General features: G+C 75.9%; 13 protein-coding genes. 3 read left to right on the forward strand and 10 right to left on the reverse strand.

Translation table 11 applies throughout. The features are described from left to right. Positions 1-446: 446 nt before the first annotated feature. The gene (locus VSR01_RS10125) at positions 447-1,436 is read right to left on the reverse strand and encodes a hypothetical protein (protein WP_326448923.1); all 990 of its coding nucleotides are present in this window, start codon (positions 1,434-1,436) and stop codon (positions 447-449) included. A gap of 344 nt (positions 1,437-1,780) precedes the next feature. On the opposite strand from VSR01_RS10125, the gene VSR01_RS10130 reads away from it, so the two are divergent. From VSR01_RS10130 to VSR01_RS10140, 3 genes are all read left to right on the forward strand, one after another. Beyond that, on the forward strand, positions 1,781-2,167 hold the full coding sequence (locus VSR01_RS10130) for a hypothetical protein (protein ID WP_326448924.1): 387 nt from the start codon (positions 1,781-1,783) through the stop codon (positions 2,165-2,167). Positions 2,168-2,313: 146 nt separating this feature from the next. After that, positions 2,314-3,813 carry an aminotransferase class V-fold PLP-dependent enzyme gene (locus VSR01_RS10135; protein ID WP_326448925.1) on the forward strand — a complete coding sequence of 500 codons (1,500 nt, stop codon included), beginning with the start codon at positions 2,314-2,316 and terminating at the stop codon, positions 3,811-3,813. Between the two features lie 80 nt (positions 3,814-3,893). Next, positions 3,894-4,643: a YqjF family protein gene (locus tag VSR01_RS10140; protein ID WP_326453584.1), complete on the forward strand. Its 750-nt coding sequence runs from the start codon at positions 3,894-3,896 to the stop codon at positions 4,641-4,643. Positions 4,644-4,705: 62 nt separating this feature from the next. On the opposite strand, the gene VSR01_RS10145 is transcribed toward VSR01_RS10140, so the two are convergent. The 9 genes from VSR01_RS10145 to VSR01_RS10185 all read right to left on the reverse strand — a co-directional run bounded on the left by VSR01_RS10145 (position 4,706) and on the right by VSR01_RS10185 (position 13,121). Further along, on the reverse strand, positions 4,706-6,172 hold the full coding sequence (locus VSR01_RS10145; protein ID WP_326448926.1) for a complex I subunit 5 family protein: 1,467 nt from the start codon (positions 6,170-6,172) through the stop codon (positions 4,706-4,708). A 350-nt stretch (positions 6,173-6,522) separates the two neighbouring features. After that, positions 6,523-6,870, reverse strand: a complete 348-nt coding sequence (locus VSR01_RS10150) for a sodium:proton antiporter (RefSeq protein ID WP_326448927.1) — start codon at positions 6,868-6,870, stop codon at positions 6,523-6,525. Then, positions 6,870-7,691, reverse strand: a complete 822-nt coding sequence (locus VSR01_RS10155) for an MnhB domain-containing protein (protein WP_326448928.1) — start codon at positions 7,689-7,691, stop codon at positions 6,870-6,872. The genes VSR01_RS10150 and VSR01_RS10155 overlap by 1 nt, the downstream gene beginning before the upstream one ends. After that, positions 7,688-8,125: a Na(+)/H(+) antiporter subunit B gene (locus VSR01_RS10160; RefSeq protein ID WP_326448929.1), complete on the reverse strand. Its 438-nt coding sequence runs from the start codon at positions 8,123-8,125 to the stop codon at positions 7,688-7,690. Before VSR01_RS10160 ends, VSR01_RS10155 begins: the two co-directional genes overlap by 4 nt. Positions 8,126-8,129: 4 nt before the next feature. After that, entirely contained in the window at positions 8,130-8,507 is a 378-nt protein-coding gene (locus VSR01_RS10165) for a cation:proton antiporter (protein WP_326448930.1), read from the reverse strand. Then, on the reverse strand, positions 8,504-8,791 hold the full coding sequence (locus VSR01_RS10170; protein ID WP_326448931.1) for an MrpF/PhaF family protein: 288 nt from the start codon (positions 8,789-8,791) through the stop codon (positions 8,504-8,506). The genes VSR01_RS10165 and VSR01_RS10170 overlap by 4 nt, the downstream gene beginning before the upstream one ends. Beyond that, positions 8,788-9,351: a hypothetical protein gene (locus tag VSR01_RS10175; RefSeq protein WP_326448932.1), complete on the reverse strand. Its 564-nt coding sequence runs from the start codon at positions 9,349-9,351 to the stop codon at positions 8,788-8,790. Before VSR01_RS10175 ends, VSR01_RS10170 begins: the two co-directional genes overlap by 4 nt. Positions 9,352-9,542: 191 nt before the next feature. Continuing rightward, on the reverse strand, positions 9,543-12,008 hold the full coding sequence (locus tag VSR01_RS10180) for an ATP-binding SpoIIE family protein phosphatase (RefSeq protein ID WP_326448933.1): 2,466 nt from the start codon (positions 12,006-12,008) through the stop codon (positions 9,543-9,545). Between the two features lie 132 nt (positions 12,009-12,140). Further along, positions 12,141-13,121 carry an electron transfer flavoprotein subunit alpha/FixB family protein gene (locus tag VSR01_RS10185; RefSeq protein ID WP_326448934.1) on the reverse strand — a complete coding sequence of 327 codons (981 nt, stop codon included), beginning with the start codon at positions 13,119-13,121 and terminating at the stop codon, positions 12,141-12,143. Positions 13,122-13,133: the final 12 nt, after the last annotated feature.

Here is a 13,133-nt window from a genome sequence, read left to right on the forward strand (position 1 = left end):
GGCGTCCGCGGACCAGGTGATCTGTCGTCGCATGGTGGTGATGACCTCTGAACGTCTTCACGCGAGCGCGCGCAGCCCGGCCGCACCCGTGCGCGGCGGTCGACTGCGCGCGGGCGTACGGGCGTGGACGGACGGACCGGTGAGCCGTAGCGGACCGGCCCCGCCACGAACGGCGGAGCCCGGCCGTACGGACCGGTCCCGGCTGCGCGGCCCTCACGTACGGATGGGTACGGGGGCGGGTGCGTCGCGGTCGGCGCCGAGGCGGCTCGGAGGGTTCCGGGACGGTTCAGGACAACCGGAGAACCGGACCGGCCGGCACTGCCCCGATCGGCCCCGAGAACCAGGCCGACCGGCAGAACCGGCGGAACCCGCACAACCGGCGGTACCCGCAGAACCGGCGGAACCGCACGAGCGGCGGGAAGGCCGACAAGTGCGCGGACAGGGCGTCAGACCGCGACGGCGTACCGGGGAGGCCCACGGCGCACCGCGGGCGCGGCGGCCGGTCGTGGTCGGCGCGGCCCGTGGCGGCGGCGCCGGTGCGCGGCACGGCGCAGGCGGCGGACCGCCTCGGCGGCTCCCGCGACCGCGGCCAGGGCGCGCAGTCCCGAGGTGAACGCGCCGAGCAGACGGCGCAACGCGGCCTTCGCCGGCCGGGCCGTCAGCAGCCACAGCGCGGCGTCGCCGCGCCACAGCACCAGGCCCAGCAGGGCCGCCGCGACGAGGTGGGCAAGGGCCATCGCCGGGGACGGCAACAGGTGCAGCAGGTCTCCGGGGCGTGTCGGCACGGCCAGCCGCGTCCCGAGGAGGGCGGGCAGCGTGCCGTGCATCCCGGCCATGCCGCCCGTCCCGCCCATGCCCGGCATCCCGTGCATCGCCGACATCGCCGACATCGCCGATGTGCCCGACGTTCCCGACGTCCCCGGCATGCCCGGCATCGACGCGGACGGCATGGCCGGGTCGAGTCCGGCCCGCCGGACGACGGACGCGGCCTGGGCGGTGGTCAGGGGCGTGCCCAGGCCGCCGCACCGCAGGCGCGCGGCGAGCGTCAGGACGCCGGAGCCGGGAAACGGGCCCGAGCCCTGCCCCGTACCGGAGACGGACCCCGCGACCGCCCCCGAGCCGATCCCGGAGGCGGAGCCAGAGGCGGAAGCAGAGGCGAGCCCGGTAACGGGCGCGCACATCAGGCAGAAGAACGCGTGCAGCGCGAACTGGCCCGCGGCCAGCCCCGCGGCGACGCCGGGGACGGTCCTGCGCCGGCCGGCCAGCGGCACGACCCACGCCAGCACGCCCAGCCATCCGGCCACGAGCGCACCCGTGCCGGGCGGCCGGCCACCGGCCCACTGGTGTCCGGCGGCGGCCAGGAGCACGCAGACGCCCGCGAAGACCGAAGCCCTCAGCAGACGTACGTCGGCGGCAGCGCGCCCGGAAAGTCCCATGGCCCGGCCATCATGGCACCGCCCCCGCGTCCCCCGCGCTCCGGGGTGCGCACCGCGCGCGCGTGCTCCGGCGCCCTCCCGCGCCCCGGGTCCGTGCGGAAGGGGTCCACGCACCCGCAGTCCGGCGTCGGCACCGAAAAGGCCCGCGCCGAAAAGGCCCGCCGCCGAAGAGGCCCGCGCCGAAGAGACCCAGCACGCCGGGTCCACCCGGCGTCCACCCGGCGTGCCCTGCGGGTCCCGCGCCGTACTCCCGCGGTGACCGGTTCGGCCGGAACACGCCGTGCCGTCCGCCGCGCGCCGCGGCCAGAATGAGGCCTCTGTCCGTACCGCAGTGGGGGGTTCACATGCGCAAGACCGCTCTTCTGTTGGCCGCCGCGGCCCTCGCGCTCGGCGTTCCCGCGGTCGCGCCGGCGACCACGGCCTCCGCCGACACGCGTCTGTCGGAGATCGACTGCAACGACTTCACCTCGCTGCCGAGGGAGCAGCGGCACCGCATCTACCTGACCGACGAACAGCCCACCGTCGTCGAGGAGTTCCCGGAGCAGCCGCAGCAGATCCTGTGCGCGGAGTGGGAGGGCTCGGCTCCGGCGAGCTACTCCATCAGCTTCGTCATGAACGGCCTCGACCACCCGAACGGCGCGACGGGCACGGTCTCGGTCGGCCACGGCTTCGGCTTCACCCCGGCCATGCCCGGCTACATCTACGAGGTCACCTTTAGCGTCCTGCCCTGACCCGCGCCGGCCCGAGCGGGCCGCCTCGACTCCGCCGGACCGTCCGGCCCCGGTCGCCCGCCTGCCCGGCCCGGCCCGCCCGCTCCGGGCGGACGCCGTGCCCGGACCGGCGTACCGTGGGAAAAGGGTGAACGGGGGCGATCGGCATGGCGGGACCGGACGCGACGCTGGAGACGCTGCGCGCCGCCGAGGACGGCTACGGATATCTGGACGAGGGCGGGCACGTGTACCTCGACCACACCGGCGCGGGCCTGCCCGCCAGGGCCCAAGTGCGGGCGCACGCCGAGCGGTTGGCCGCGGGATGCTTCGGGAACCCGCACTCGGTGAGCCCGGCGGCCGAGGCGTCGGGGGCGCTGGTGGAGCGGGCGCGGCGCCGGGTGCTGGAGCACTTCCGGGCCGATCCGCGGGAGTACGCCGTGGTGTTCACCGCGAACGCGACGGGCGCGTGCCGGCTGGTCGGGGAGTCGTACCCGTTCGGCCCCGGCCGCCGGCTGGTGCTGACGCTGGACAACCACAACTCCGTCAACGGGCTGCGCGAGTACGCCCACGCGCGCGGCGCGGACACCGTGTACGTCCCTATGCGCACGCCCGGCCTCGACGTGGACGCGTCCGCGATGGAGGCGGTGCTGACCGCGCCGGCTCCCGCGGCGCCGGGCGCGGGAGGGCCCGACGCGGGATGTCCGGGCGCGGAAGGTCCCGGCGCACCAGGTCCCGGCACGGAATCCCCCGGCGCCGGCGACGCCCGCCCCCGCCGCGGCCTGCTCGCGTACCCCGCGCAGAGCAACTTCAGCGGCGTCCGGCACGGCCTGCACTGGATCGCCAGGGCCAGGAGCGCCGGCTGGGACGTCCTGCTGGACGCGGCGGCCTACGTGCCCGCGAACGTCCTCGACCTGTCCGCCGTGCACCCGGACTTCGTGGCGGTGAGCTGGTACAAGGTGTTCGGCTACCCCACCGGCGTGGGCAGTCTGATCGCGCGGCGGGAGGCGCTGGCCCGGCTGCGCAGGCCGTGGTTCTCCGGCGGCACGATCCACGCGGCGAGCGCGCTCGGACGGTGGCACACGATGGCCGACGGCGAGGCCGCGTTCGAGGACGGCACGGTCAACTACCTGAGCATCCCGGACGTCGAGGTCGGCCTGGACTGGGTGCGGACGATCGGCGTCGAGCGCGTCCACCGCCATGTCGCCGCGCTCACCGAGGAGTTGCTCGCCGGACTGGCCGGGCTGCGACACTCCGACGGCTCGCCGATGGCGCAGGTCTACGGCCCCCTGGACACCGAACACCGCGGCGGCACCGTCGCGTTGAACTTTCTCGACGCGCGCGGCGGGATCGTCGACGAGCGGATCGTCGCGCGCGACAGCGCGGCGCAGGGCATCTCGCTGCGCACCGGCTGCTTCTGCAACCCGGGCACCGGCGAGGCGGCGTTCGCCATCGACCGCGAGGTGCTGAACCGGGCGGTGCGGACCGCGACCGGCACGATCGACGACTACGTGGGGCGGCTCGGCCTGCCCTCGGGCGGCGCGGTGCGGGTGTCGTTGGGGCTGTCCTCGCACCGCAGGGACATCGCGGCGCTGCTCGCCTTCGCGACCGCGGCCTACCGCGACCGGGTCCCGGACGCGGCGGGCCTCACCCCGCGCGCCGCCTGCTGAGGCGGCTCCGGCATGCTGGCCGGGTGACACCGCCCGCCCCCGACGCCCCGGCGTCCCCCGCGCCGCGGCGGGCGCCCGACGTGCCCGCGGCCCCGATCACGCCGGACGCGCCGGTCGCGATCAGGACGCCGCTGCTCACCCAGCAGTGGCTGGACCTGTGCTTCGTGCACTGGTCCGTGCCGCCGGACGCGGTGCGGCCGCTGCTGCCGGCCGGGACGGTCCCCGACACGTACGAGGGGCGGACGTACGTGGGGCTGGTCGCGTTCCGGATGCACCGGGTCGGCTGGCTGGGGCTGCCGGGCGTGCCGTACCTGGGGTCGTTCCCGGAGACGAACGTGCGGCTGTACTCGGTGGACGCGCGGGGCAGGCGCGGCGTGGTCTTCCGGTCGATGGACGCCTCGCGGCTGATACCGGTGCTGATGGGGCGGATCGGGTTCCGGCTGCCGTACGTGTGGTCGCGGATGCGGGTCGAGGCCGGCGCGGGCACGGTGGCGTACACCAGCGCGCGGCGCCGGCCACGGCGGCGCGGCGTGCGCAGCCGGATCGTGCTGCGGCCGGGCGAACGGATCGCGGAGCCGACGGAGTTGGAGCACTTCCTGACCGCGCGCTGGGGGATGCACAACGCGTTCTTCGGCGGTGCGTCGTACCTGTCCAACGACCATCCGCGCTGGCCGCTGTACCGGGCCGAGCTGCTGGAGTGCGAGGAGAACCTCGTCGCGGCGGCCGGGCTGCCCACCCCGCAGGCGCCGCCGGTGAGCGTGCTGTACTCCCCGGGCGTGCCGGTCCGCCTCGCCGGTCCCCGCCGGGTCGCCGGCATCCCGACGCCCTGACGTGCCCGGGCCGGCACGCGCGGTCGCACGACGGGGACGGCGCGCCCGCCACGGGCCCGCGGTCACGTCTGTGCGGCGAGCGCCGCGCACAGGACCGCGACGCCGACCGCGAGCCAGGCGAGGTAGTCGCCGAGGTGGCCGGAGTGCAGGCGGCGCAGGCCGCGGACCGGGACCCGCAGCGGGTTGTACCGCCACGGCCGGGGGCGGCGCACGGCGAGCACCGCGAGCAGCACGGCCAGGGCGGCGGTGAGCAGGCCGAGCAGCACACCGGTGGCGGTCCAGTCCGCCGGCGCGGGGCCGGCGGCGGCCGCGGGCGGGGGCGCCGCGGGGGTGAGCACCGCCGCGCGGTACCCGCCCGCGTCGGTGAAGGTGCGCGCGCCGGCCGCCAGGGAGGACGCGGCGGCCGGCAGGCAGCCCAGCAGCACGGCGACGGCGAGCAGGACGGCCGGCACCGCGGTCGTCGTCGGCGGCACCGACCGGCGCGGCTCGCGGATCTCCGGCTCCTCGCCCTCGCCGCTGATCCCGGCCTCGTCCGGGTGCGGCTTCGTCGGGGCGCCGGCTCCCCAGAAGACCCGCAGTGCCGCGCGCAGCACGGCCGCGCCGGTGGACGCGGAGGCGATGACGAACACCGCGGCCAGCCACGGGTGTTCGGCGGCGGCGTCCTCGGTGAGCGCCTTGCCGAGGCCGGTGCCGGTGGGCGGCAGGCCGGCCAGCGCCAGCGCGCCGATCACGAACAGCACGCCGACCAGCCGCAGTTCGCGGGCCCTGCCGTGCAGGCCGCGTTCGTCGACCGATCCGTAGCGGTCCAGCAGCACGCCGGTGAGGCCGAACAGGGCGGCCTTCACGCAGCCGTGCGCGGCGACGTAGAGCGCGACGCCGGCGGTGCCGGCCGGGGTGAGCAGCGCGATGCCGACGGTGAACAGTCCGACGTGGCTGATCGTGGAGTACGCCAACAGGCGCTTGAGGTGCCGCTGCTGCCAGCACATCAGCGCGCCGAGCAGCGCGGTGATCACGCCCAGCGCCTCGAAGGTGTGGCGGAACGCGTCGTGCGGCAGCCCGCCCGGCCCGGAGAACACCGTCCAGTAGACGCGCGCGGTCCCGTACACGCCCAGCTCGACCATCACCCCGGACAGCAGCATGCACACCGGTGTGGGGGCGACCGCGTGCGCGTCGGGCAGCCAGAAGTGGAAGGGCGCCAGCGCGGACTTGACCAGCAGGGCGGTGGCCACCAGCACGAACGCGGTGACCACGAGCAGGTCGGTGCGGTGGCCGCCGAGCGCGCGGCCGATGGCGGCCAGGTCGAGCTGTCCGGTGCGGGCGTAGAGCATGCCGATGCCGAGCAACGAGCAGTACGCGGCGAAGGAGTTGACGATGCCGAAGGTGAGGGCGCCCTGCAACGGCCGCGGGTCCTCGATGCGGTAGCCGGTGAGCGCGTAGGCGGCGGCGCCCATCAGCTCGAAGAACACGAAGGCGTTGAACAGGTCGCCGGTGAGCGCGAATCCGACCATGCCGGCCTCGAACAGCAGCACCAGCGCGGGGAAGACGCCGACCCGGTCGCCTGGCCTCGTCGAAGTACCGCCAGGAATAGACGAGCACGGCCAGCACCAGGAACGCGGCGAGCAGCGCGAGTCCGGCGCCGAGCCGGTCGGCGGCCAGCACGATCCCGATCTGCGCGGGCCAACCGCCCAGCGGCGCGGTGGCCAGGGCGTGGGTGTCCGGCCACAGCAGCGCGAGGCAGGCCACGTCGGCGGCGGCGGTCGCCGTGGCCAGCACATCGCAGCCCCGGCGCCGCAGCAGCCGTCCGCCGGCCGCCAGCAGCACCGCGCCGGCCAGCGGGATCGCCACGGCCAGCGGCAGCAGCGTGGTGGCGCGCACCCGGTCAGCCCTTCAGGCCGGTCAGCGCCTGCGGGTCCACGGTGCCGTGGCGTTTGCGCAGTTGGACGGTCAGGGCGAGCAGCAGCGCGGTGACGGTGGCGCCGACCACCACGTCGGTGAGCGCGAGCGCCTGCACGACCGGGTCGACCAGCGGCCGGGAGCCGGGCTTGACGTCGGAGAAGACCGGCGCGGTGCCGTCGTGCCGGTAGCCGACGGAGAGCAGCAGCAGGTACGTCGAGGACTGCGCGACCGCCAGGCAGCCGATCGCGTGGATCAGGTTGCGGCTGGTCACCATCCCGTACAGGGCCACCAGCAGCACCCATCCGGCGGCGAGGTACGGCCACGGGCCCATCACGGCTCCTCCTGGGGGTCTGTGCGGTGGTCCGCGCGGCGGTCTGTGCGGTGGTCCGCGTCGGGGTGCGGGCGAGGGGGCCGGTCCGCGCCGTCGCCGGCGGAGATCTCGACGGCCTGGTCCAGGAAGTGCGCGAGCAGCACGATCAGGCCGGAGCCGACCTCGACGCCGACGGCGGCGTTGAGCAGCGGCACCGTGCCGCCGGAGGTGATCTGGTTGAACGTGCCCAGCGGCAGGGTGTTCTTCAGGAAGGCTCCGCCGGCCGCCAATCCGGCGATGCCCAGGGCGACGAACGCGCCCGCGGCGATCGCGTCCGCGACGTCCAGCACGGCCAGCGGCCGCACCTTCTCCAGGACGCGGTAGTCGGCGGCGATGTAGCCCAGGTGCAGCGCGGTGGCGAGGATGACGCCGCCCTGGAAGCCGCCGCCGGGGCTCAGTTGGCCGTGCGCCACGACGTACACGCCGACCACCAGCGCGACCGGCAGCAGCGCGGTGCCGAGCAACCGGGTGCTGGGCAGCACGTGTTCGGAGGGCGCGGGCCTGCGCCGCTCGTCGCGGGCCAGGCGCAGCAGCAGGGTGGCGCCGAGGACGGTGCCGAACAGGATCGACTCCTCGCCGAGGGTGTCGAAGGCGCGGAGGTCGAAGTTGACCGCGGAGACGGTGTTCGCGGTGCGGTGGGCGAGCGCGGCGGCCACCGCGCGGTCGCCGTACGGGTGGTGGTCGCCGCCGGCCGCGGGCATCTCGGTGCAGGCGACGGCGAAGAACACGGCGATGACGGCGACGGCCGCCAGGCACAGCAGCAGCCGGGCGCGGGCGCTCACGACCCGCCGCCCGGGTAGCCGTCGCTCCCGGCGTCGTCGCGGGTACGGGCCGCGTCGTCCGCGCCGCCGCGCGAACCGCCGCCGCCCGCCTCGCCGCTCCCGCGAGAACCGCCGCTGCTGCCGGAGCCGTTGGACCCGCCGGACCCGCCGGACCCGTCGGCGCCGTCGCCGCCCGACGCCGCGTCCGCGTCCGCGGTCGAGCGGCGGGAGACCTTGCGGACGGTGAGCAGGATCAGCAGCGGTGTCAGCGCGGTGCCGACGCCGAGTTGGGACAGCGCGACGTCCGGCGCCTGGAGCACCGCGAAGAGCACGGCGAGGCCGAGGCCCAGCACGGCGAGCACCAGCGCCTGGCGCACGGGGTCGCGGCACAGCACGGCGACCGTCGCGCAGACCACGACGAAGGCGAGGGCGACCGCGACCAGCGGCGTGTTCACCGGCTCACCGCTCCTTTCCGCCGCCGGCCGGCGGCCCGTCCGCGCGCCCGCCGCCCGAGCCGCCCCGCTCCCCGGCCCGCTCCCCGCCCGAGCCGCCCGGCTCCCCGGCCCGCGCCGCCGCCTTGCCGATCGCGATCGTGCCCGCGGTGCCGCCGGCCGCGAACAGCACGCCGATGACCAGGGTCTTGACGGCCGCGCGGCCCGCGCCCTGGTCGACGGCCACCGCCACGGCGATGAGCGGCACGCCCAGGCAGGAGGCGGGCGCGAGCGCGTGCAGGCGCGAGAACGTCCCGTCCAGGCGGTGCAGCGCCAGCGCCGAGACCAGGACGCAGGCCACGCCCGCCCACAGCAGTGCCAGGACGACGGCGTGCGAGGCGCTCATCCGCGGTCCTCCTCGTCGCCGCCCGTCGCGCGCGGCTGCCCGGCCAGGAACCGCGTGAAGACCAGCGTGCCCGCGGGCGCGAGGACGGCCAGCACCAGCGCCAGGTCCTGGTACGAGGAGCGCTGGTAGCCCTGCGGCAGCAGCAGGAACACCGCGCCGACGACGGGCGACAGCAGCGACACCGCGGTCAGCCGGCGCATCTCGCTGCCGCGCACCGCGCCCAGCAGGCACAGCGGCGCGGCGACCGCGAGCAGCACCAGCGCGGCGCTCGTCCACGCGTTCACCGCCCACCTCCTCGTCCGTGGTCACGGCCACGGCCGCGGCGCGAGGCGTCCGCGCCACGCGCACCGCCCGGCCCGTCGGAGCCACCCGGCCCGTCCGTCGTCGTGAGCGCGCGTTCCATCGGGCTCCGCGCGGACCCCAGGGTGTGCAACTCGACGGCGCCGCCGTCCTCCGCGCGGACCACGCACGTGTCGGGCGAGGCGGCGAGCGCGAGGGCGGCCCAGCCGGGGCCGGCGCCGTCGCGCACCGCGGTGCGGCGGAAGCCCGCGGGGACCGCGGCCGGGCGGACCAGCGCCGCGAGCAGCACGGCGACGCCGCGCAACACCGACCAGGGCAGCAGCAGCGCGGCCCGGCCCGCGCCGCGCAGGCCGCCGAACTCCACGCCCGCGGCGAGCCTGACCCACCGCACGGCCAGCGCGGCGCCGCACCCGGCGGCGACCGCGACCACGTACTCGACGGTGTCCAGCGGTCCGACCGCGACCACGGTCAGCGCGCACAGCACCGCCCACCACGCGCCGACCTCGATCACCGCGCTGCGCAACCTGCCCGTTCCGGGTGCCACCGCCGAACTCCGTTCGCCGTCCGCATTCTCCGCGCCGCGCGCCCTGACGCCCGGTCAGGCGGGCGGCGCATCCGCACAGCTCACCCGAACGGCCGCGTACGGGCGGCCCGCTGGGGCCCGCCTACCCCGGAAGGGCGCGGGCATGGGCGGCGAGTCCCCAGCCGCGGCGGCTCACCCGGGTGCCGGCCTGCCTACGCGGGGGCGCGCACACCGGGACCGGCGCCCGCACCGCCGCCCGCACGCGCGGACCCACCCGCGTCCCGGTCCGCACCCGCGTCCGTACGCGTGCCCGGGCCCGTCCGCGTGTCCCCGCCCGCGTCCCGGTCCGCACCGCCGCCCGCACGCGTGCCCGGACCCGTACGCGTGTCCCCGCCCGTGTCCCGGCCCGCACCCGCGTCCGGGTCCGCCTGCCCGTCCCCGCTCCCGCCCACGCCGACCTCGAACCACGTCGTCTTGCCGCGTCCCGCCGGCGAGCTGCCCCAGGCGGACGCGAGGGCGTCGACGATCAGCAGGCCGCGCCCGGACTCCGCCTCCAGGTTGCCGGCGTCGTCGTCCAACAGCGCGGTCGGCACCGGCGGATACGGGTCGCTGTCGCGCACCTCCACCCTGACCCGGTCCGGGTAGTCGCGCAGCCGCAGGTCGACGTCGCTGTGGGCGTGGATAAGGGCGTTGGTCACCACCTCGGAGACCAGCACCTCCAGGTCGTCGCAGACCCCCGGCAGGCCCCACCGGGCCAGCAGCTCGCGGACGAAGCGGCGCGCCTCCAGGACGGCGTGCAGGTCGTGCCGCTCCACCCGCATGCGGGCCACGCGGGCGGACTCGTCGGGCCGCGCGCCCTCGTACCGGACCAGGACCAGGGTGGCGTCGTCGCCGGGCGCGTCCTGGCGGCGGCCGGCGACCATGGTGTCCGCGAGCACCTCCAGGTCCTCGCCGCCGTGGTCGGCGAGCAGCGCCGCGAGCCGGCCGACCGACGCGTCCACGCCCATCCGCCGTACGTCCAGCAGGCCGTCGGTGAACAGCGCGACCACGCTGCCCGGGGTCATCTCGACCGCGGCGTCGCGGTAGGTCGCCTGGGGCTGGACGCCCAGCGGCGGCCCGGCCGACAGCGACGGCTGGCCCACCCCGGAGCGGCCGTCGCCGATCAGCGGCGCGGGATGGCCGGCGCTGGCCACCACGGTGGCGCCGGTCGTCAGGTCGATCCACACGCAGCAGCAGGTGGCGTACAGGTCGGTGTCCAGTCCGCAGAGCAGCCGGTTGCTGCGCTCCAGCACCACGGCCGGGTCGTGCCCCTCGGCCGCGTAGGCCCGTACGCCGCTGCGCAGCTGGCCCATCACCGTGGCCGCGTCCAGGCTGTGTCCCTCGACGTCGCCGACGACCAGCCCCAGCCGCTTCTCCGGCAGCGTCAGCACGTCGTACCAGTCGCCGCCGATGCCGACGCCCTCGGTGGCGGAGAAGTAGCGGGCGGTGGCCACCGCCTCCGGCACGTGCGGGAAGCTGCCCGGCAGCAGGGCGTGCTGGATGCGGCGGGTCAGCGCGTGCTCGACCTCGTGCGAGCGGGCCCGCGCGAGGGACTGCCCCACCTGTTCCAGCATCAGGGTGAGCAGGGAGATCTCGGTGGGCGTCAGCGGCCGGTACGGCCCGGCGAACTCCAGGGTGCAGCAGCCCACCGCGCGGCCGGTGTACATCAGCGGGATGTACGCGCGGGCCTGCTGGTCCATGTCGATCTCCAGGCCCGGATAGGCGCGGGCGAGGTCGGCGGCCGAGGCGTAGACCCGCACCTGGGCGCTGTGGATCGCGTCGGTCTCGGGGGTGCGGCGGGACAGCGGCGTCCCCTCGATGGCGGCGACCGCCTCGCGGCTGAGCCCGACCGCGCCGGCCACGTGCAGCCGGCCGCCCTCGGCCATCGACAGAGCGGCGGCCCGGCCGCCGAAGGGCTGCACGACGCGGGCCTGCCCGATCGCGAGGATGTCGGCGGCGCGCACCGCGCCGGTGAGTTCCGCGGCCAGCCGCTGGAGCTGGTGGAGGTAGCTGCTGCGGATCGCCGAGGACGCGGCGGCCTCGCGCAGCAGCCGCCGCTCGTCGTCCGGATCGCCGGTGGAGCGCGCCGGGCGGGCGGGCAGGAAGACCGGGACGACCGGCGCCACGAGCCCGTCGTCCACGCCGGCCAGCCGTTCCAGCTCGGCGGCCAGCTCGTCGGCGGCGGCCTGGAGGAACGCGCGCTCCCGCGCGGACACCGGCCGCGGCGGCACCCAGCGCAGGCCGATGGTCCCGTAACGGCGCCGCACGGTGCGCACCGGCACCGAGGCCACGGTCATCGCGAACGGCACGGTGATGGCGATCGCGGGCGTCGACAGGCGGGCGCTCTCGCGCATGTTCTCCGCGTCGAAGACCACCACCTCGCCGCTGCGGTACGAACGGGTGGTCGGCCACACCAGGTCGTCGGCGTCGAAGCTGGACGGCACGCCGAAGCTGAGCGGTGTGTCCACGGTCATGGCGGCGGTCAGCGTCCTGCCGCCGTCCGCCGGGACGTACGCCGTGCAGGTGCTGGGCCGCACCTGTTCGTACACGTGCAGCAGCGCGTCGGCGAGAACGCGCTCCGCGCGCGTCCGCGGCCCGACGAGGTCGGAGGGCGGCTGACCGGAGACCGTGCGGTCCATGGGACCTGTCCGTAGCGTCGGGTACGGGCCGAACCCGCACACACATCCGATTCGTCATGCTTTCCCTCCATTATGAGGGATTCGGCTGGGTGCGCGGGTCGGGCCGTGGTGTGCCCGGGTGGTCGGTCGGGGTCAGCTCTTGCGGGCGGTGATCTCCTCGGTCAGCTGCGGGACCACCTGGAACAGGTCACCCACCACCCCGAAGTCCACCAGATCGAAGATCGGCGCCTCCGCGTCCTTGTTCACCGCCACGATCGTCTTCGACGTCTGCATCCCCGCACGATGCTGGATCGCCCCCGAAATACCATTCGCGATGTACAACTGCGGCGACACCGACTTACCCGTCTGCCCCACCTGGTTCGCATGCGGATACCACCCCGCGTCCACCGCCGCCCGCGACGCACCCACCGCAGCCCCCAGCGCATCCGCCAACGCCTCGATCACCGCGAAATTCTCCGCACCGTTCACCCCCCGACCACCCGACACCACGATCGCCGCCTCCGTCAGCTCCGGACGCCCCGTCGACGCCCGCGGCGTCCGCGACACCACCCGCGTCCCCCGCGCCGACTCCCCGAACTCCACCGCCAACTCCTCCACCACACCCGCGGCAGCAGCAACCTCCACCGGCGCCGCATTCGGCTTCACCGCCACCACCGGCACCCCCCGCGTCACCCGCGACACCGCCGTGAACGACGCAGCGAACACCGACTGCACCGCCACCACACCACCCCCACCCCCACCGTCACCGTCACCGGGGCGCACGTCCACCGCATCGGTGATCACCCCCGACCCCAGCCGCAACGCCAACCGCGCCGCGACCTCCTTGCCCTCCCCCGACGACGACACCAACACCGCCACCGGCCCCACAGCCTCCACCGCCGCCTGCAACGCATCCACCTTCGGCACCACCAGGAACTCCGCGAACTCCGGCGCATCCGCCACCAGAACCCGCACCGCCCCGTGCTCCCCCAGCACCCGCGCCGCAGCCCCACCCCCCGGCCCCAGATGCACCGCCACCGGCTCACCCAACCGCCGCGCCAACGTCAACAACTCCAACGTCGGCTTACGCACCACACCATCAACATGATCGACAACAACCAGCACGTCAGCCATCTCTACCGCTCC

The organism is Actinacidiphila sp. DG2A-62, from assembly GCF_035825295.1.
Classification (GTDB): domain Bacteria; phylum Actinomycetota; class Actinomycetes; order Streptomycetales; family Streptomycetaceae; genus Actinacidiphila.

Coding starts and splice junctions, on each gene's coding strand:
- VSR01_RS10125 (WP_326448923.1), bottom strand. CDS start 1,436: ATGGGACTTTCCGGGCGCGCTGCCGCCGACGTACGTCTGCTGAGGGCT.
- VSR01_RS10130 (WP_326448924.1), top strand. CDS start 1,781: ATGCGCAAGACCGCTCTTCTGTTGGCCGCCGCGGCCCTCGCGCTCGGC.
- VSR01_RS10135 (WP_326448925.1), top strand. CDS start 2,314: ATGGCGGGACCGGACGCGACGCTGGAGACGCTGCGCGCCGCCGAGGAC.
- VSR01_RS10150 (WP_326448927.1), bottom strand. CDS start 6,870: ATGGGCCCGTGGCCGTACCTCGCCGCCGGATGGGTGCTGCTGGTGGCC.
- VSR01_RS10165 (WP_326448930.1), bottom strand. CDS start 8,507: ATGAGCGCCTCGCACGCCGTCGTCCTGGCACTGCTGTGGGCGGGCGTG.
- VSR01_RS10180 (WP_326448933.1), bottom strand. CDS start 12,008: ATGGACCGCACGGTCTCCGGTCAGCCGCCCTCCGACCTCGTCGGGCCG.
- VSR01_RS10185 (WP_326448934.1), bottom strand. CDS start 13,121: ATGGCTGACGTGCTGGTTGTTGTCGATCATGTTGATGGTGTGGTGCGT.